The sequence below is a fragment of the Corynebacterium confusum genome (assembly GCF_030408715.1).
Taxonomy (GTDB): Bacteria; Actinomycetota; Actinomycetes; order Mycobacteriales; family Mycobacteriaceae; genus Corynebacterium; species Corynebacterium confusum.
In genome coordinates, this window is the sequence record NZ_CP047202.1 from 1674313 (window position 1) to 1692434 (window position 18122).

General features: G+C 67.3%; 16 protein-coding genes. All 16 read right to left on the reverse strand.

Features of this window, described 5'->3' with window-relative positions; all coding sequences use genetic code 11:
• Positions 1–47: 47 nt before the first annotated feature.
• The 16 genes from CCONF_RS07840 to CCONF_RS07915 all read right to left on the reverse strand — a co-directional run bounded on the left by CCONF_RS07840 (position 48) and on the right by CCONF_RS07915 (position 18059).
• A complete protein-coding gene (locus CCONF_RS07840; protein ID WP_290222428.1) occupies positions 48–254 on the reverse strand; it encodes a hypothetical protein in 207 nt (68 codons plus the stop codon).
• Positions 255–402: 148 nt separating this feature from the next.
• Positions 403–1353, reverse strand: a complete 951-nt coding sequence (locus tag CCONF_RS07845) for a DivIVA domain-containing protein (protein WP_290222430.1) — start codon at positions 1351–1353, stop codon at positions 403–405.
• Positions 1354–1644: 291 nt separating this feature from the next.
• Positions 1645–1935 (reverse strand): YggT family protein, encoded by a 291-nt coding sequence (locus tag CCONF_RS07850; RefSeq protein WP_070768273.1) that lies wholly within the window; start codon positions 1933–1935, stop codon positions 1645–1647.
• 124 nt (positions 1936–2059) lie between these two features.
• The gene (locus tag CCONF_RS07855; RefSeq protein ID WP_290222434.1) at positions 2060–2503 is read right to left on the reverse strand and encodes a cell division protein SepF; all 444 of its coding nucleotides are present in this window, start codon (positions 2501–2503) and stop codon (positions 2060–2062) included.
• A 63-nt stretch (positions 2504–2566) separates the two neighbouring features.
• Positions 2567–3322 carry a YggS family pyridoxal phosphate-dependent enzyme gene (locus CCONF_RS07860; RefSeq protein WP_290222436.1) on the reverse strand — a complete coding sequence of 252 codons (756 nt, stop codon included), beginning with the start codon at positions 3320–3322 and terminating at the stop codon, positions 2567–2569.
• Positions 3312–4076: a peptidoglycan editing factor PgeF gene (gene pgeF / locus CCONF_RS07865; RefSeq protein ID WP_290222438.1), complete on the reverse strand. Its 765-nt coding sequence runs from the start codon at positions 4074–4076 to the stop codon at positions 3312–3314. The genes CCONF_RS07860 and pgeF overlap by 11 nt, the downstream gene beginning before the upstream one ends.
• 31 nt (positions 4077–4107) lie before the next feature.
• Complete coding sequence (ftsZ, locus tag CCONF_RS07870) at positions 4108–5403, reverse strand: cell division protein FtsZ (protein ID WP_290222440.1); 1296 nt, start codon at positions 5401–5403, stop codon at positions 4108–4110.
• 231 nt (positions 5404–5634) lie between these two features.
• On the reverse strand, positions 5635–6288 hold the full coding sequence (locus CCONF_RS07875) for a cell division protein FtsQ/DivIB (protein WP_290222442.1): 654 nt from the start codon (positions 6286–6288) through the stop codon (positions 5635–5637).
• Entirely contained in the window at positions 6285–7700 is a 1416-nt protein-coding gene (gene murC, locus CCONF_RS07880; protein ID WP_435384101.1) for a UDP-N-acetylmuramate--L-alanine ligase, read from the reverse strand. Before murC ends, CCONF_RS07875 begins: the two co-directional genes overlap by 4 nt.
• Positions 7701–7771: 71 nt before the next feature.
• The gene (gene murG / locus CCONF_RS07885; RefSeq protein WP_290222445.1) at positions 7772–8854 is read right to left on the reverse strand and encodes an undecaprenyldiphospho-muramoylpentapeptide beta-N-acetylglucosaminyltransferase; all 1083 of its coding nucleotides are present in this window, start codon (positions 8852–8854) and stop codon (positions 7772–7774) included.
• Between the two features lie 10 nt (positions 8855–8864).
• On the reverse strand, positions 8865–10367 hold the full coding sequence (locus CCONF_RS07890; RefSeq protein WP_290222447.1) for an FtsW/RodA/SpoVE family cell cycle protein: 1503 nt from the start codon (positions 10365–10367) through the stop codon (positions 8865–8867).
• Positions 10364–11872 (reverse strand): UDP-N-acetylmuramoyl-L-alanine--D-glutamate ligase, encoded by a 1509-nt coding sequence (gene murD / locus CCONF_RS07895; protein WP_290222448.1) that lies wholly within the window; start codon positions 11870–11872, stop codon positions 10364–10366. Before murD ends, CCONF_RS07890 begins: the two co-directional genes overlap by 4 nt.
• A gap of 37 nt (positions 11873–11909) precedes the next feature.
• A complete protein-coding gene (gene mraY, locus CCONF_RS07900) occupies positions 11910–13016 on the reverse strand; it encodes a phospho-N-acetylmuramoyl-pentapeptide-transferase (RefSeq protein ID WP_290222450.1) in 1107 nt (368 codons plus the stop codon).
• 76 nt (positions 13017–13092) lie between these two features.
• Positions 13093–14625, reverse strand: coding sequence for a UDP-N-acetylmuramoyl-tripeptide--D-alanyl-D-alanine ligase (locus CCONF_RS07905; RefSeq protein WP_290222452.1), 1533 nt, complete (start codon positions 14623–14625; stop codon positions 13093–13095).
• On the reverse strand, positions 14622–16187 hold the full coding sequence (locus CCONF_RS07910) for a UDP-N-acetylmuramoyl-L-alanyl-D-glutamate--2,6-diaminopimelate ligase (RefSeq protein WP_290222455.1): 1566 nt from the start codon (positions 16185–16187) through the stop codon (positions 14622–14624). Before CCONF_RS07910 ends, CCONF_RS07905 begins: the two co-directional genes overlap by 4 nt.
• Positions 16188–16199: 12 nt before the next feature.
• A complete protein-coding gene (locus tag CCONF_RS07915) occupies positions 16200–18059 on the reverse strand; it encodes a peptidoglycan D,D-transpeptidase FtsI family protein (RefSeq protein ID WP_435384102.1) in 1860 nt (619 codons plus the stop codon).
• Positions 18060–18122 lie beyond the last annotated feature (63 nt).

Consider the following 18122-nt stretch of genomic DNA (forward strand, 5'->3'; position numbering starts at 1 on the left):
CGCGGCAATTCGTTTCCGCACCAGGCCAGCATGCGAGGACAGGACAGCTAGGACTGGTGGGCCGCGTCCTGCGGCTGCGAGCTAGGCGGGGTCCGGTCACCGCGGTGCTTGGCGAAGGCGTCGATTATAACCAGGATGATGCCGGCGGCTGCGGCGACGAAAACCACCACGAGCGACCAGGTGGCCGCGGACAACAGGTAGTTAACGAAGGCGATGAAAGCGATGAACGCTAAGACCAAAGCAGCAATCAGCATGGAAAATGACGCCCTTTCTCGCAGATGCGTATCAAACTGGCTTATGCATTAAACCTACACCAAAGCCCCCGTCGCGCACGGTTATGACCGTGGGCGTCCGGGGGCGTGCGGTAGCGCGAGGAAGACGAGCTTCCTCCCTAGCGAGGTCTTAGTTGGACTCGCCGTTCGGAGCGGCGGAGCCGCGGGTCTCGAGCTCCTCCAGCTGGGATTCCAGCAGGGTCTTCAGGCGGGTGCGGTACTCGCGCTCGAAGGTGCGCAGTTCGGAGATGCGGGTCTCCAGGGCGGTCTGCTGCTGCTTGACCGTGTTCATGATCTCGGTGTGCTTCTTCTCAGCGTCAGCCTGCAGGGCCGCTGCCTTCTCCTCGGCCTGGCGGATCTGGGCCTCGGCGCGGGAGTTAGCGTCGGACAGCTGCTTCTCGGCCGCGGTGCGCGCGTCGCTCAGCATGGACTCGGACTCGGCCTTGGCCTCGTTGGTCAGGCGGTCGGCCATCTCCTGGGCCAGGCCCAACACGCGGGCGGCCTGCATGTGGGTCTCCGGGGTAGCCAGGCCGTTGGCGTCCGCGGTGGCGGCAGCCGCCGGGTTCTCCTTGGCGGTGGAAGCGGAAACGTCCGCGACCTTCTTCTGCAGCTCCTGGTTTTCCTTCTTGGCGGCCTCCAGGTCGCGGCGGGCCTTGTCCAGGTCCTGCTTGGCCTTGGTGGCCTCGTCCTGGGCGGCCTTCAGCTCCTTGGAGTCGGCGCTGGACTTGCCAGCGGCGGCGGAAGCCTGCTCCTTCTTGGCGTTCTGCGCGGCCTCAGCCTTGGCGTCGGCCAGCTTCTTCTCGTATTCCTTGTCGAGCTGGGAGCGAAGGTCTGCCTCGATCTCCTTGCGGAGAGCGGCCTCGTCGACCGAAGAGGTAGTGGGCGCCGCAGAAGCGGTGGCGGCGCCGGACTGCAGGCTGTTGACCTGCGACTGCAGCTCGTCATTCTCGTCCTGCAGCTGGGCAAGGGCGTCTTCAACCAGGTCGAGGAACTGGTCGACCTCGTCCTCGTTGTAGCCACGCTTGCCAATCGGCGGCTTGCTGAACGCGACGTTGTGTACATCAGCTGGTGACAGCGGCATTGACTTCTCTTCCCCTTCAAGTCGGTGCAACCCCGGAGGTTTCCGGAGCTAATAGAAGATATGAATCAAGCAACGAGCCTACACTCGTCGCCCAACCCAAGGTTTTCTAATCGGACAATAATACGATTCTTCGTTTCATTGTAACCAAAAGACACAGTAACGGACGATTACTCAAGTCTCAATATTAAGCCGAGGTTGACGATTTTGCACTTTCGTTTACCTCCGCTCCGCTAGTGCCCCGTCCGTTACCGCCTTGTTCTAGCCCGTCGGCGGCCGGCTAAATCACGGAAACTAGACCATCGTGGCGATGACGATATTCATCAGAATGGCCAGGATGATGAACAGGACGATGATTGACATGTCTAGCGCTACCCCGCCCAGCCGCAGCGGAGGAATGAGTTTGCGCAGGGCTTTTACGGGCGGATCTGTGACCGCAAACAGCGGCTCGGCGCACATCATGAACCAGCGCGGCGGGTTGAACTGCCGGGAAAAGGACTGGATCATCTCGATGATGATGCGCACGATTAGCGCTAGGGAAAAGATACGGAGCACGGCGTACAGAATAATTCCTAATTGACTCACCCCTTCGACCCTATCCGAACTACCCCCACCTTTGGGGAATTACCCGGCAAGCCACGAAAAATCCCCGGGTGCCCTCACCGGGGTTAACCGGTGGGCAAAGCCCGGGGAAAAAGCCGTGGCGCGCTTAGCGCAGCTGGGCGGCGCGCTCCAGCTCCAGGGTGGAGATGTTGGCGCGCTCCGGCACGATGGCGAACACGCGGCGGTCGGTGTCTAGACCCTTGGTCAGGTCAACCATGCGGCCGCGCAGCGCGAAGCAGAGACCGGCGGCGAAGTCGATGAAGCGCTTGGCGGCGGACTTTTCGGCATCGGTCAGCTCGAAGACAACGGCGTCGCCGTCGCGGAAGGGCTCGCCGATCTTCGGGGCGTCGTTGTAGGTGGTCAGGGAAATCGGCACGATGGTCGGCCCGAACTCCGGCTCGGCTGGGGTGCGCTCGTAGCTCGGGCGCGGCTGGTAGGCCGCGGAGCCGGCGGTGGCGTAGCGAGCGTCGTCCTCGTAGTAGGCGTCGTCGTGGTCCATGTCCATCGGCTGCAGGCCGAAGAACTCCTTCGTGCGATCAATAAATGACATATGTGGTCTCCCTCTGACCCGAAATGTACAAGTGTGGTCTGATATGCGTCTTTGCGTTGGTTTTTAACCTACTGGCCGCGCGCCCATGATGCCGGTTCCGACACGCACGATATCCGTGCCGGCAAAAATTGCCTCGCGCAGATCCGCGCTCATCCCGGCCGACAGCTCGAGCGCGTGGCCGAGCTTCTCCCCCAGCTCGTCGACCAGCTGGCGCGCGGAGGCAAAGACCTCTGCCGCGTCCGCCTCCACGGGCGGGACGACCATGATGCCGCGCAGCTCCAGGTTGTCCAGATCCTCGACCACCCGCAGCAGGTCTTCGGCCGTGTCCCAGGCCGCGCCCCCGCGGGACGGATCCGAGTCGTAGGACAGCTGCACGTAGACCGGCAGGTTCTCGCTGCGCTGGCCGCGCTCACGCGCCAGCTCCACCCCGCGGTCGAGGGCGTGGGCGAGTTTTTCGGAATCCAGCGAGTGCACGCTGTGTGCCCAGCGGGCCACGTGGTTGGCCTTCTTGGTCTGGATCTGGCCGATCATGTGGAAGCGCATCTCGGGCAGCTGCTCGGACTTGGCACGGGCTTCCTGCTCGCGGTTTTCCGCAACATCGTTCACCCCCAGCTGGCTAAGCAGCGCGATGTCCTCGGCCGGGTGGAACTTGGTCACCGGTAGCAGGCGCGGCGCCGGGCGGCCGACTTCGGCGGCCAGTTCGGAGATCTGCACCCGGGTGCTAGCCAGGCCGCGCTCCAACTCGGCGAGCCGGGCTTGGTCGCCGCCCTGGTCTGCCGTGTCCTGCTGGCGGTCCTGCGGGGTGGCCTTATCGGTCATTGTCGGTCTGCTCCTCCAACCAGATGAGTCCTGCCTGCCGGCCGGTCGTCCCCTCCCGGCGGTAGGAAAAGAAAGTGGTGTCCTCGATAGTGCAGCGCGGATCCGCCTGGATCGCGGTAACGCCCAGGCCCATCAGCTGCCGGATGAGTCCGGCGCGCACGTCGAGGCCTGGGGTACCCTTCTCCGTGGTCGTGCGCGACCCGGGCAGGTGGGCCTCGACGTCGGCGGCCATGTCTGCCGGCACCTCGTAGTGCCGTCCGCTGGCGGCCGGGCCCAGCAGCACCTGCAGGCGCTCGGGCCGGGCCCCGAGATCGCACATCGCCTCGACAGTCGCGGGGACAATTCCGTTGCGCGCCCCTAAGCGCCCGGCGTGGGCCGAGGCGACCACGCGGGCCTCCGGGTCGGCCAGCAGTACCGGGGTGCAGTCGGCGACCAACACACCCAGGGCCAGCCCCTCGGTGGCCGTAACCAGGGCATCGGTGGCCTCCACGGGCGCAGAACGCGGGCCGTCGACGACGGTGACGTTGTTGGTGTGGAGCTGCTCCATCCAGACGATGTCATCAAGGCGCAGCAGCTCCTGCAGGCGCTGCCGATTTGCCGCTACCGCCGCCGGGTCGTCGCCGACGTGTTCGGCCAGGTTGAAAGACTCGTACGGGGACACCGAAGCCCCTCCCGAGCGGGCCGTAAAGACCATCCGGAAGGGGCGTTTCAGGCGGGCGGGGCGGGTGGTGCGTGCTTCCTCGTTTACTGGCATGCACTCCAGACTAGCGCGCGCTAAGGATCAATTAGCGCAAGAAGTCCGGCACGTCCAAGTCGTCGTCACCGCGGTTGTCGCGCTCGTCGCGGTAGCTCGGGCGGTAGTCCTCGCGCGGGGCCTCGCGCTCGAAGCGCTCACGGGTGGTGAACAGACCGCCGTCTCCGCGGGAATCGCCGGCGCGGCGCTGCCGCTCCGACTCGCGCGGGCTGAAGCCTTCACGCTCGTCGTGGCGCAGCTGGTGGCGCGGCTCGTAGCCGCCGCGCGGCTCCTCGGCCGGCTCCGGCTCGGTGGCACGGTCGCGGTTTTCGAACAGCGAACCGGAACGCTGCTGCGACTGCTGCGGGCGGGCCTCGCTAGCCGGCTTATCCGTGGCGTTCTTCTCGGCGTCGAAACCGGTAGCGATGATAGTCACGCGGACCTCGTCGCCCAGGTTGTCGTCGATGATGGTGCCGAAAATCAGGTTGACGTCTGGGTCGGCCTTCTCCTCGACCATGGAGGAGGCCTCGTAGACCTCCTGCAAGCCCAGGTCGGAGCCACCGGCCACGGACAGCAGCACGCCCTTGGCGCCTTCCATGGTGGACTCCAGCAGCGGGGAGTTGATGGCCTGCTCGGCCGCGGTCATGACCCGGTTGTCGCCGCGAGCAGAGCCCACGCCCATCAGGGCGGAGCCGGCGTCGGCCATCACGGAGCGCACGTCGGCAAAGTCGACGTTGATCATGCCCGGGATCAGAATCAGGTTGGAAATACCCTGGACACCGTTGTGGAGGACCTCATCGGCGGCGCGGAAGGCTTCCATCATGGACAGGTTCTCGTCGCCCAGCTGCAGCAAGCGGTCGTTCGGGATGACGATCAGGGTGTCACAGACCTCGCGGAGCTGCTCGATACCTTCCAGGGCCTGGCGGGTACGGCGGGCGCCCTCGAACTTGAAGGGCTTGGTGACAACACCGACGGTCAGCGCGCCTTGCTTCTTGGCGATGGAGGCCACGACCGGGGCGGCACCGGTGCCGGTGCCGCCGCCTTCGCCGGCGGTGACGAAGACCATGTCGGCGCCGTTGAGGGCGTCCTCGATCTCGGACTTGTTGTCCTCGGCGGAGGTGCGGCCGACCTCCGGGTTGGCGCCGGCGCCCAGGCCGCGCGTGGCCTCGCGGCCGATGTCGAGCTTGAAGTCAGCGTCGGAGAAAATCAGCGCCTGGGAGTCCGTGTTGATAGCCACGAACTCGACGCCCTTGAGGCCTTCTTCGATCATGCGGTTGACGGCGTTGACGCCGCCGCCGCCGACGCCGACGACCTTGATTTCCGCCAAATTGTTGTTCGGTGTGCTCATGAGAGGTGGTCAAACCTTTCGGGATTTGTTGGTAAATAAACGAGGAATTGCGCGCCTGTGACGCGGTTGCTTTCCATCTTCACTGACACACGTGTAATTTACGTGTTCATTTGCCCGCGTGTCGGTACCCTCAACCTCTACTTTAGGGTTGCTGACATGGGCTTTTATGCAGTTGACGCCCCCACCATACGGCAATCTGGCAGGGGCGCGAAGTCGCGAATTTTTCCGGCGCTAATCGCGCTTGGTCACCAACTCGGGGTTAGTGATATTCCAATGGGTACCGTCCATCTGCAGCACGGCGGAAAACGCGCGGGCCTTGTCCGCGTTGTCGTCATTCGCACCCCAGACGACGGTGCGCCCCTCCGCCAGGTGCAACGTCGCCGAGTACTTCTCGTCCATGCTGAGCTTTTCGACCTGCGCGCGCTGGTCCTGCGACAGGGCCGCCAGGATCTCGACGGCGTCAACCAAGCCGGCCTCCTGATTGCTATCGATCTCCACGGCGCCTTCCGGCGGCTCGGCGACGACGAACTCCTTGCCCGCCGAGTCGATCAGGTGCGTGCCATCGCCCTCGCGCAGGAAGGCCACGGCCTCCCGCTCCGTGATGTCCACCTGCACCGTGCCGGGCAGGGAGCGGCCCACCGTCGCGGATTTGACCCACGGCAGCGTGGCCACGCCCTCGGCGGCCGCGTGCGCGTCCAGGCGCATCAGGTTGCTGCCCTCGGCGATCCCCGAGGCCTCGCGGACCTCTTCCTCCGTGACCTGACTGGCCCCGTTGAGCTCGAAATCCTGGGCCTTGAACACAGGAAAGAACCACACCACGGCGGCGGCTATGACCACCACCGCTACCAGCGCCCCTGCCACCGAAAGTACTAGCTTGCCCCTCATCGGAAACGCTGCTCCAGCCCAGCCAGGATCTCCGCGGCCACCAGGGTGACCGAGCCAGCGCCCATGGTCAGCACCAAGTCGCCCGGCTGCACGGCTGCGACCACGCTGGCCGCCGCCGCGGAAAAGTCCGGCTCGTAGAAGACCTCGGTGCCCGCGGGGATCTTGTCGGTGATAATCCGGGAGGTGATCCCTTCCACCGGTTGCTCGCGGGCGCCGTAGATGTCCAGCACCACCGCCACGTCCGCCAGGCTCAGCGCGTCGGCGAATTCCTGCTGGAATTTCATGGTGCGCGAGTACAGGTGCGGCTGGAAGCAGACCACCACGCGGCCGGCGCGGGTGGTAGCTTCCACCCGCTCGCGGGCGGCGCGCAGGACCGCGGCGACCTCCGTCGGGTGGTGCGCGTAGTCGTCGAAGACCTCGACCGGCTCCTGGCCCTTAAGCCCCGCCTCGACGGTCCCGCGGTGCTCGAAGCGCCGGCGCACGCCCGTGAAGTCGCTGAGCCCGTCGGCCAGCTTGTGCGGGTCCGCGCCCGCCAGCGTGCCGGCCACCAAGGCCGCCGCCGAGTTGAGCACCATGTGGTGCCCGGGGACCTGCAGCAGGTAGTCCAGGCCCACCGAGTGCCCCGCCACGTCCAGATGGACGGTCACGCGGGTGCCCTCCGCCGTGGCCTCCTCGGTAGAAATCACCGCGCCGGCGAGGATCTCCGGGGAGCGCTCCACCGCAGCGGGGGTGCCGTAACCCAGCACGTCGATGCCGCGCTGGGCGGCGCGCTGCCCCATCTGGGCCGCGTGCTCGTCCTCCAGGCAGACCACCAGGTGCCCGGTCGGGGTGATCCGGTCGGCGAAGTCCTCGAAGACCTGGAAATAGGCCTCCGGGGTGCCGAAGAAGTCGAGGTGATCGGGCTCGATATTGGTCACCACCGCCACGTCCGGGCGGTAGCGCAGGAGGGACGCGTCCGACTCGTCGGCTTCGGCCACGAAGGCCTTGCCGGTGCCGTGGTGCGCGTTTGTACCGGCCCGGTTGAGTTGGCCGCCGATGGCGAAGGACGGGTCCTCCCCGGCCTGCTGTAGCGCGTTGACCGTCATCGAGGTCGTCGAAGTCTTGCCGTGGGTGCCGGCCAGCAGCACCTGGGTGTAGCCCTCCATGAGCTCGCCCAGCAGATCGGAGCGGCGGATGACCGGGATACCGGCCTCCCGCGCGGCGACCAGCTCCGGGTTGTCCTGCGGGATAGCGGCGAAGGAGGTGACCACGGCGGTCGGCTCAGCGCCGGAAAGCCGCAGGTTCTCCGCCGCGTGGCCGACCGAGATTTTCGCACCGAGGGTGCGCAGGACCTCCACGGCGGTGGATTCCTTCTGGTCCGAGCCGGATACGGCGCTGCCCCGGGCCAGGAGGATCCGGGCCAGGCCGGACATGCCGGCGCCGCCGATGCCCACGAGGTGGACCCGGTCGAGGTTGACTGCGTCGGGGGTGGTTTCGGGGCCCACTAGGATTCCTCCTTGGCTTCTCGGATAGCGGTAGCGATGTGGTCGGCTAGGCGCTGGGCTGCGCCGCCGGCCGCGCTGTCGGCGACCGCCGTGCGCATGGCCTGGAGGCGCTCCTCGTCGCCCAGGATGGTGCGGATCTCGCGGTCGAGGCGGGCGCCGTCTAGCTCGGCATCGGGAACCTGGACGGCCGCGCCGGCGGCCACCACGTCCTTCGAGTTGAGGGCCTGCTCGCCGTTGCCGTGTGGCAGCGGCACGTAGATGACGGGCACGCCGGCGGCGGAAACCTCCGCGACCGTCATTGCCCCGGAGCGGCAGACCGCCAGATCCGCCACCGCCAGGGCCGCGGACATGTCGTCGATGTACGGCACCGGCACATAGCCCTCGCTCGACTCGGGCAGCACGTTCTTCTTGCCGACGGCGTGCAGGACCTGGAACTCCCCGGACCAGGAGGACTTCACCTCGGCCACGGCGCGGTTAATGCTGGCCGCGCCCTGGGAGCCGCCGGTGACCAGGATAGTGGGAATACCCTCGCGCAGGCCCCAGAGCTCGCGCCCGCGGGCGGCGGCCTCCGGATCGTTGCCCAGTTCCGGTCGCACCGGAATGCCGACCTGCTCGCCCGGCATGCCCGAATTCGGTTGGGCGTTGAAGCCGATGCCGCCTAGCTTGACGCCCAGCTTATTGGCCAGGCCCGCCAGCGCATTGGTCTCCAAAACGTAGAAGGGCAGGTGGTGGCTGGCCGCGGCCAGGTAGGCCGGCGCGGCGACGTAGCCGCCGGTGCCGAAGACGGCATCCGCGTCCACCTTCTTGAGAACCTTGCGAGCTTCCAGCACGGAACGCACCAGGCGGTACGGCAGCTTCAGCAAGTCCAGGCTGAGCTTGCGCGGGATCGGGACCGGGGTGATCATCTCCAGATCGACCCCGCGGGCGGGAATGAGATCGCTCTCCAGCCCCTTCTGGGTGCCCAGAGCGGTAATACGGGCGCCGTAATCGCGCTGCAGGACAGCGGCCACAGCCAGGGCCGGCTCAATGTGTCCGGCAGTGCCGCCACCAGCGACGACGACGGATAAAGGCTTTGAATTCATGAACTACAGGCTACCAGCGCCGGCGCGGGTTCCTGTCCCCGCCGCGCCCGGTGGAATCCTGCCCGCGCGGCGTGGAGCGCACCGGGCGGGTCCGCCCGGTCACCGGGGAGCCGAAACGCTCCTCGCGCTGCTGCTGTCTGCGGGCACTTCCCCGCCTTTGGGGGCTAGCACCCGGGTGCTCGGGGCGGCGGTCCCAGGGCGCGCCCGAACCGTCGGCGCGGCGACGGCCGCCGCGCGGGGCGGCATCGGCCGGCTCCGGCTCCGCGATGAAGAACAGACGGTCGAAGAGCGGACGCCCGTAGTTGCGCATCGCCGAGACCGCCTCCGGCTCATGCCGGGCCACGTTGCACAACAGGCCCATGGAGCCGATGGTGATGATCGCCGCGGTACCGCCGGCCGAGATCATCGGCAGCTGGATGCCGGTCACCGGCAGCAGGCCGACGACGTAGCCGATGTTGAAGTAGGCTTGGGCCACCACGCCGGTGGTCAGGGTCGCCGCCATGAGGGCGTGGAACTGGTTCTGCGCGCGCAGGGCGGTGCGGATACCAAAGAATCCCAGCAGGGCGAAAAGCACGATGACCAGCGCACCGCCCCACAGGCCGAGCTCCTCGCCCACCACGGCGAAGATGAAGTCGTTTTTCGCCTCCGGCAGGTAGAACCACTTGGCGCGGGACTGGCCGATGCCCACGCCCGCGACGCCGCCGTCGGCCAGCGAGAGGAAGCCCTGGTAGGCCTGGAAGCCGGTGCCCTGGGTGTCCTGGATGTTGCCCACCAGCGCGTCGAAGTAGGTGTGGAAACGGTGCGAGCGGAAACCGCCCGACAGGAAGACGAAGATCACACCCGCCACGGCCAGCCCGATAATGGAGGCGACCACGCGCCAGTCCACGCCGGCGAAGAACAGGGTAAACACGACCACCACGGCGAAGGACATGGCCATGCCCAGGTCGCCCTGGAGGATAATCAGCAGAAACATCAGGCCCGCGATGGCGGAGTAGACCATAAACGGATCCAACAGGTCCTTCGGGCGGTGCTGCTTATTGGCCAGCGCCGAGGCGCCGAACAGGCCGATGGCTACGCGCGCCAGCTCCGAGGGCTGCAGGGAAATGGGACCCAAGATGATCCACGACTGGGAGCCGACCTCCGCGCGGCCGGTACCCACCCCCGGGATGAGCACCAGGATCAGCAACACGATGGACAGCAAAAGGATCCACGGGATGGCCCAGCGCATGGCGCGCGGCGGGATCTTCAGCGCCACCCAGAACGCCAGCAGGCCGACCAGGACCATCGCGGACTGGCGCAGCGCCTGGCCCCAGACCAGTCCGGATTCCACGAGGGACTCGGCCATGGAGGAAGAAAAGACCATCGTCACGCCGATGCCGACGAGCAGGAAGATGATGATCCGCAACATCAGATAGTCCAGCCCCGGCCACTTGTTCATCTGCTCGTGGCGACGCTCGAGGAAATTGGCCACCCGCTGCCCGGGCTTGGCTGACTTCTGCGTTGTGGAGGTCATCGCGCTGGCTTCTCCTCGTTATCTTCTCCGTCATCCGGCGTGGGACGGTGATCCGATTGTTCCGTGACGGTACGCGCCGCCGCGGCGAAGAAATCGCCGCGCTGTGCCATCCCGGTGTACATGTCTAACGATGCCGCAGCCGGGGCCAAAAGTACGGTATCCCCCGCCTCGGCGTGTTGCCAGGCCGCAGCCACCGCGGCATCCATGGCCGCCTGCGGGTCCTGCTGGTCGAGGACGGTGACGGGAACCTGTGGGGCGTGGCCCTGGAGCGCCCGCGCCACCAGCCCCCGGTCCTGGCCCAGCACGACCGCGGCTTTGAGCTGGTCAGCGTGGGTGGAAACCAGCTCGCTGACGTCGGCGCCCTTGAGCTGCCCGCCGGCCAGCCAAATGACCCGGTCGAGGCCCTCCAGGGCGGCGTCGGCGGCGTGCGGGTTGGTGGCCTTGGAGTTGTCGATGAAGCTGACCCCACCGTGGCGGTGGACGACCGCGCCTCGGTGGCCGGCGACGTGGTAGGCCGCCAGGCCCGCCTCGACGGCCTCGCGGCTCGCTCCGGCGGCCAGACCGGCCGCGGCGGCAGCACACGCGTCCAAGACGCCGGCCAGACCGGCCGGCTCTACCCCATCGGCAGAGACCAAGTCGTGGTCCTCGCCGTCTAGGCGGGCGATAATCCGCCCGCCTTCCACGCCGACCTGCCCGGCCTGCGGGGTCTGGGAGGTAAAGGAATAGACCTGCGGCGCCAGGTCCCCGGCTTGGCGGGCCCGAGAGACCAGTTCCATCACGTGCGCGTCGTCCGCGCCGGCGATGGCGATACCGCCGTGCATGACCTTGGCTTTGTCGGCGGCGTAGTTGTCGAAGCTGCCGTGCCAGTCCAGGTGGTCCTCGGCCAGGTTCAGCAGCACGCCCACGTCCGGGCGCAGCTGGCTGGCCCAGTGCAGCTGGAAGGAGGACAGCTCAGCGACCAGCACGTCGACGCGATCGTTGTCCTGGATGGCGTCGAAGACGGAGACCCCGATGTTGCCCACCGGCACCGCGCGGCGGCCGGTGCGGGCACCATCCGCTTGCATGATAGCCGCCAGCATGCCGGTGGTCGTGGTCTTGCCGTTGGTGCCGGTGATGACCAGCCACTGGCGGGCCGGCCCGAAGGTGCCGGCCGCGTCCAAGCGGTAGGCCAGCTCGACGTCACCGATGACCTCGACGCCGGCAGCCCGGTAGGCCTCCAGCAGCGGCGAGTCCGGGCGCCAGCCCGGGGAGGTTACCACCAGGTCGATTTGTCCGTCGCCGGCGATGGCCGTGGCCTGCTCGGTGCTGAGCCCGGCCGCGCGCGCCCCGCAATCGTCCAGCGCGGTCTCCCGCGCCTGCGGGTTGTCGTCGACGATCGTGACCGCGAAGTTCAGGCGGTCCAGGACCCGGGCACACCCCCGCCCGGATACGCCCGCGCCCGCTACCAGCACCCGGCAGGCCTGGGCCAGGTCCGCGGGCAGACTACGCGCCGTGTGCAAAGTCATGGTGTTTTCGAAGGCTCCTAACCTCTATCTTCAGTTTCTAGATTCCGATGCCCGCGGCGGTCAGCCAGTCCGCGTAGAACAGGGCCACGCCCAGCATGGCGGCCATGCCGGCCAGCAGCCAGAAGCGGATGACCACGGAGGTCTCCGGCCAGCCGCCGTTTTCGAAGTGGTGGTGGATGGGCGCCATGCGGAAAAAGCGCTTGCCGGTGGTCTTGAAGACGGCGACCTGGATGACCACGGAGGCCGCCTCCACCACGAACAGGGAGCCGATGATGATCATCAGCAGCTCGGTGTGGGTGGTCACGGAGATGCCCGCGACCAAGCCGCCGAGCGCCAGGGAGCCCGTGTCCCCCATGAAGATCTTGGCCGGGGCGGCGTTCCACCACAGAAAGCCCAGGCAGCCGCCCAGCCCGGCCGCAGCCAGGATGGCCAGGTCCAGCGGGTCGCGGACCTCGTAGCAGCCGGCGGCGTGGTCGGCGCCGCAGGCGTTGCGGAACTGCCAGAAGGTAATCAGGCTGTAGGCGCCCATCACGAAGGCGGTCGTGCCGGCCGCCAGCCCATCCTGGCCGTCGGTGAGGTTTACCGCGTTCGACCAGGCCGCAATGAGGATATACATGAACACCAAAAAGACGATGGTGCCAATGACGGCGCCGCCGACGGCGATATCGAAGGTGTCGATCTCCCGGAACATCGATAGCTTCGTCGACGCCGGGGTCAACCCGTTCTCGTCCGGGAACTGCAGCGCCAGGAAGCCGAAGGCCAGGGCCAGCGCGAGCTGCCCGATGAGCTTGGCCTTCTTGTTCAGGCCCAGGTTGCGGGCTTTGAACAGCTTGATGAAGTCATCCGCGAAGCCCAGCCCGCCGAGCCCAAGGGTCAAGCCCAAGACCAGGACGCCGGAGACCGTGAATCCGCCCTTGCCGGAGATGACCCCGTAGAGGCCCGTGGTCAGGTAGGCCACGACGATGCCGGCCAGGATCGCCAGTCCGCCCATGGTCGGGGTCCCGCGTTTGCGCAGGTGCGACTTGGGGCCGTCTTCGCGGATCTCCTGCCCCTTGCCGGCGTGGGAGAAATACCGGATCAGCCAGGGGGTGAAGAAAATCGCGACGATAAAGCTAATTACGCCGGAGACAATAATTTGGGTCACTGTGAACGTGGTCCTTCTAATACAACAAAGAGCAGTCTGAAGAAATTCTGCGCGAGCTTATCTTATCGAGGTGGTTCTAGCCCTCGCCCTTTAAGGTTGCGGCTACCCGCCACAGCTGTTGGGCGTTCGAGGCCTTGATGAGCACCACGTCTTTCGCTGCGCGCTGCGACCATTGCTCCACCGCAGCGGGCGGGGTCCGCAGGGTTTCCTCGACCAGCTGGGCGGCCTGCGCGTGGTCCGCCCCGACGGTCGTGGTGATCCCGCGGTCGGCGGCCGCGGCGGCCAGCGCCCGGCAGGCCGGGGAATCACCGACGATGATCAGCCGGTCCACGTTGTACTTCGCCAGCTCCGCGCCCAGCTGCTGGTGGGCGTGTTCGGCTTCCGCGCCCAGCTCGCCCATCTCGCCCAAGACCGCGATCGCCCGGGCGTCTGGGCGCGCCGCGGTGGTGTACCCCAGCGCCGCGATGGCCGCGCGCATGGAGTCCGGGTTGGCGTTGTAGGAGTCGTTGATGATGGTGACCCCGTCCGGGCGGCTGTAGACATCCATCCGGTTCGCGGAGGCGTTCCGGTGCCCGCTCAGCGCCGCGGCGACCTTCTCCGCCGGGATCCCCGACTCGATGGCCGAGGCGGCCGCCGCCAGGGCGTTGGAGACCTGGTGGACGCCGAAGACCTGCAGCTTGATGCGCTGCGGGGCGGCGTTCGGCGAGTGGAGGGTAAACGCGGCGCGCGCGACATCGTCGAGCTCGACGTCGGTGGCGGTGTAGTCAGCCTCCGGCGCCGGCGGGTTGGCCGCGGAATAGTAGACGACCTTGGCCTCGGTGCGCTTGGCCATGGCGGCGACGAAGGAGTCGTCGGCGTTGAGCACCGCTACCCCGCCGTCGTTTGCGGCCGGCAGGGCCTCGACGAGTTCGCCCTTGGCCTGGGCGATGTTTTCGCGGGAGCCGAACTCGCCCAGGTGGGCCGAGCCAACGTTGAGTACCGCCCCGATGGTCGGGCGGGCGATGTCGGCCAGGTTGCGGATGTGGCCGATGCCGCGCGCCGACATCTCCGCGACCAGGTACTTGGTCTGCCAGTCGCACCGCAGCGCGGTGTAGGGGTGTCCGACCTCGTTGTTGAAGGAGCCGGGCGGGGCGACGGTCTCGCCCGCGCAGTGGAAGATCGCCGCCATCAGGTCCTTGGTCGAGGTCTTGCCGGCCGAGCCGGTCACTCCGACGATGGTCAGGTTGCCGTGGTCGGCCAGCCGGCGGGTGACCGCCCGAGCCAGGGTCGAGAGTGCGCGGACGACGGCGGCGGCAGATCCGTCGGCGTCGTGGGCGTAGATATCGGCGTTGGCGCCGTCGCCCTCGACGCGGCCGGTGGGTTCGACGACGATCGCCGGAACGCCCACGGGGCGGGCGGCCAGCACGGCCACCGCCCCCTGATCGACGGCCGCGCGGGCGTAGTCGTGCCCGTCGACGCGGGCGCCGGGCAGGGCCAAAAACAGCCCGCCCGGGGTGATCTTGCGCGAATCGAATTCGACGAAGCTGGTGACCTGAGCCTGCGGGTCATCGACCTCGTCCAGGTAGCCGCCGGTTATCTCGGCTATCTCTTTTAGCGTTAGCTCAATCATGCTTCTTCCTTCCCCGCCGGCGTGCTGCCGGAGGCCTTAGTTTCCAGTGCGCGCTGTACCTCTTCCCGGTCGTCAAAGTGGTGGACCGTGTCCCCCACGATTTGGCCGACTTCGTGGCCTTTGCCTACCACGATAATCGCATCGCCAGGCTGTGCCCACTGGATGGCCGCGTCGATGGCCGCGGCGCGGGAGGGGTATTCGGCCAGGGTGACCTCGTCGTCGCGCTCGGCGGCGGCCTCCCGCGCGCCGGCCAGCACGGCCGCGCGGATGGGAGCCGGGTCCTCGGTGCGGGGGTTGTCGTCGGTGACCGCGACGTAGTCGGCGCGGCTGGCCGCCGCCTGCCCCATCAGCGGGCGCTTCGAAGAGTCGCGGTCGCCACCGGCGCCGATGACAATGCCGATGCGCCCCTCCGGGTGCTCGGAGGTCCGGATCTGCTCGCGCAGCGTGTCCAAGACCGCGGCCACGGCCGCCGGCTTGTGGGCGTAGTCGACCACGGCCACGAAATCCTGCCCACAGTCCACGCGCTGCATGCGTCCCGGTACCGCGACGCCGGCCACGCCCTGCAGGAAGGCCTCCACGTCCACTCCGGCCGCGGCGGCCATCCCGGCTGCCAGGGCGGCGTTGGCCACGTTGAACTTGCCCGGCAGCGGGACCGTGAACTCGTAGTCCTTGCCCTCCAGGCTCAGCACACCGTGCTGCTCGCCGGTCGGTTCCACCGCGGTGTGGTGGGCGGAAATTACCTTGCCCGCGTTGGTTGTTACGGCCTGCTCGGCGGTGGCGACCTCCGCGGTGGGCGTGCCCGCCGCGCGGGACAGCTCCACCAGGCGCTGGCCCCAGGAATCGTCGACGCATATGACCGCGGCCGCGGCAGCCTCGGGCTCGGTGAACAGGCGGGCCTTGGTCAGGAAATAGTCTTCCATGGTCGGGTGGAAGTCGAGGTGGTCCTGCGAGAGGTTGGTAAACCCACCCACGGCAAAGCGCGTGCCCTTCACGCGGCCCAGTGCCAGGGCGTGGGAGGAGACCTCCATGACCACGTGGGTGACCCCCTGGTCGCGCATCTGCGCGAAAAGCTCTTGGAGTTTGGGCGCTTCCGGGGTGGTCAGCGACGTGGGCACCGGGGTGCGGTTGATGCGCGTGCCGGTGGTGCCGATAAGGCCTACCTGGTAGCCGGCGGCCAGCAGCCCGGCCTCCAGCAGGTAGCTGGTGGTGGTCTTGCCGGAGGTCCCGGTAACGCCCAGGATGGTCAGGTCCGCGGACGGGTGGTCGTAGATCTCGGCGGAGATAGTTCCCAGCACCGCGCGGATGTCCTTGACCACCAGCCGGGGGCGCGTGTCGCCGGCCGCGTCGAGGATCTCCGCGCCGGCGGCATCGGTAAGCACAGCCGCGGCCGGGGTGTCGGCGGCGAAACGCGCGCCGTGGGCGTGCAGGCCGGGCAGGGCCGCGAACATCCCGCCTGGGGCGATGGAGCGCGAGTCCAGTCCGATGCTGCTAACCTCCGTCTCCGGCGAGCCGCTCAGGTTTCCGCCGGCCAACTGCGCCAGTCGCGCTAGCGTACGTGCCATGGTGATCTTCTCCTATTCCGCCCGCAAAGTAAGTTTCTTGTCCTCCGGAGAGGTGGGTATGTTGTCTCGGTTCAGCAGCCAGCTGGCGATGTCGCTAAACACCGGCGCGGCAGACTGCCCGCCGGAGCCGTCGTCGTTAACGCCCGATTTCGGCTCGTCCAGCATGATGGCGACCACGAAGCGCGGGTCATCCGCCGGGGCCACGCCCGCGAAGGTAATCCAGTAGGCGGAATTAGAATACGCCCCCGTGTTCGGGTCGACCTTCTGGGCCGTGCCGGTCTTGCCCGACAGCTGGTAGCCGTCGATGCCCGCGCCCTGCGCCGTGCCGGACTGCACGCCCGCCGGGTCCTCCTGGAAGACCGCCCGGAACATGTCCAGCGTGGTCTTCGCCGCGTCCGGGCTGATGACCTGGGTCTTCTCCGGCTCGGAGTGGATGCGGTCCTCGCCGCTTTCGCCCTCGATGTCCTTGATGATGCGCGGGGAAATGCGCTCGCCCTCGTTCGCGATGGTCTGGTAGACACTCGCCATCTGCAGCGTCGTCCAAGACATGCCCTGGCCGATCGGCAGGTTGGCGAAGGTGCCGCCGGACCACTGTTCGAAGGCCGGCACGAGCCCGCCAGACTCGTTCGGCAGCTCGATGCCGCTGGCGTTGCCCAACCCGAAGGCCTCGAGGTACTTCGAGAAGGTCTTATCCCCCAGCTTCTCGGCCAGCATGAGCGTGCCGACGTTGGAGGACTTACCGAAGATTCCGGCCGTGGTGTACGGCTCGACGCCGTGCTGCCAGGCGTCGTTGACCGTCACGCCGGCCATGTCGATGGAGCCGGGGACCTGGTGGACCTCCTCCGGGGTGGTCACGCCCTCCTCGATCGCCGCGGCGGCAGTGACAATCTTGGCAACCGAGCCCGGCTCGTAGGGGTGGGAGATCGACGGGTTTTCGAAGCCCTTGCCGGCCTTGACCTGCTTTTCTATGTCTTCGTTCGGGTCGATGGTGTCCGTGTTCGCCATGGCGAGCACCTCGCCGGTGGCTGCATCCAGCACCACGGCCTCGGCGGACTTGGCCTGCGAATTGGCCTTGGCCTTCTCCAGCTTCTGCTGCACGAAGGTCTGCAGGTCTAGGTCCAGCGTCAGGTGGACGTTGGCGCCGTCGACGGCGTTGACCTCATCGCGCAGGGTGCCCGGGATGGGCTGCCCGTCCGTGGAGACGTCCTCGGTCTTGCGCCCGTCGATGCCCGTCAGCGTCGAGTCCCCGGAGGCCTCCAGGCCGAACTGGCCCTGGCCGTCCATGGAGACCTTGCCAATCACGTTCTCGGCGATGGCACCGTTCGGGTACTGGCGGATGTCCTGGTGGTCGGCGGCCACGCCGTGGTATTCCTCGGCGATTTCTACGGCCACGTCCGGATCCACGTTGCGCACCAGCACCTCGTACTGGGTGTCTGCCTTCAGCTTGTCGAGGATCTCCTTGTCGTCGACGCTGCCGACCTCGGCGCCGGCGTCCTTAATCATCTTAGGGATGCCTTTGGACATCTCCTTCAGGCGGTCATCGACGGCCTCGCCGGCCTTCTTCTCTAGGTCCTCACCGCTGGCACCTTCAGCGCTCAGCTCGTTGGTGAACTGCTCTTCCAGCTCCTTGCGCAGGCGCGTCGGCGAGACCGTCAGGGAGCGGGCCTGCATGGTATAGGCTAGGCGCTGCCCGTCGCTATCGGTGATCTCGCCGCGGCGGGCCGGCTCCACGTAGACGCGGGAGCGCTGCTCCATGGCCTTGGCCGACAGATCCGGCCCCCAGACCACCTGCACCCAAGCCAGGCGCCCCACCAGCAACAGCATGCCCACCAACAGGAAAGCCATGATGAGCCGCAGGCGCTTGGACATCATGTGCGAGTTCTTGTAGAGCTTCTTGACCTGCGGTTGGGTGCTAGCCGGCCGCATCTTCTCCGC

Coding starts and splice junctions, on each gene's coding strand:
- CCONF_RS07875 (WP_290222442.1), bottom strand. CDS start 6,288: ATGAGGGGCAAGCTAGTACTTTCGGTGGCAGGGGCGCTGGTAGCGGTG.
- ftsZ (WP_290222440.1), bottom strand. CDS start 5,403: ATGAGCACACCGAACAACAATTTGGCGGAAATCAAGGTCGTCGGCGTC.
- murC (WP_435384101.1), bottom strand. CDS start 7,700: ATGTCCGGCCTGGCCCGGATCCTCCTGGCCCGGGGCAGCGCCGTATCC.
- CCONF_RS07890 (WP_290222447.1), bottom strand. CDS start 10,367: ATGACCTCCACAACGCAGAAGTCAGCCAAGCCCGGGCAGCGGGTGGCC.
- murD (WP_290222448.1), bottom strand. CDS start 11,872: ATGACTTTGCACACGGCGCGTAGTCTGCCCGCGGACCTGGCCCAGGCC.
- pgeF (WP_290222438.1), bottom strand. CDS start 4,076: ATGCCAGTAAACGAGGAAGCACGCACCACCCGCCCCGCCCGCCTGAAA.
- CCONF_RS07915 (WP_435384102.1), bottom strand. CDS start 18,059: ATGATGTCCAAGCGCCTGCGGCTCATCATGGCTTTCCTGTTGGTGGGC.
- CCONF_RS07855 (WP_290222434.1), bottom strand. CDS start 2,503: ATGTCATTTATTGATCGCACGAAGGAGTTCTTCGGCCTGCAGCCGATG.
- CCONF_RS07905 (WP_290222452.1), bottom strand. CDS start 14,625: ATGATTGAGCTAACGCTAAAAGAGATAGCCGAGATAACCGGCGGCTAC.
- CCONF_RS07910 (WP_290222455.1), bottom strand. CDS start 16,187: ATGGCACGTACGCTAGCGCGACTGGCGCAGTTGGCCGGCGGAAACCTG.
- CCONF_RS07840 (WP_290222428.1), bottom strand. CDS start 254: ATGCTGATTGCTGCTTTGGTCTTAGCGTTCATCGCTTTCATCGCCTTC.
- CCONF_RS07860 (WP_290222436.1), bottom strand. CDS start 3,322: ATGACCGATAAGGCCACCCCGCAGGACCGCCAGCAGGACACGGCAGAC.
- CCONF_RS07845 (WP_290222430.1), bottom strand. CDS start 1,353: ATGCCGCTGTCACCAGCTGATGTACACAACGTCGCGTTCAGCAAGCCG.
- murG (WP_290222445.1), bottom strand. CDS start 8,854: ATGAATTCAAAGCCTTTATCCGTCGTCGTCGCTGGTGGCGGCACTGCC.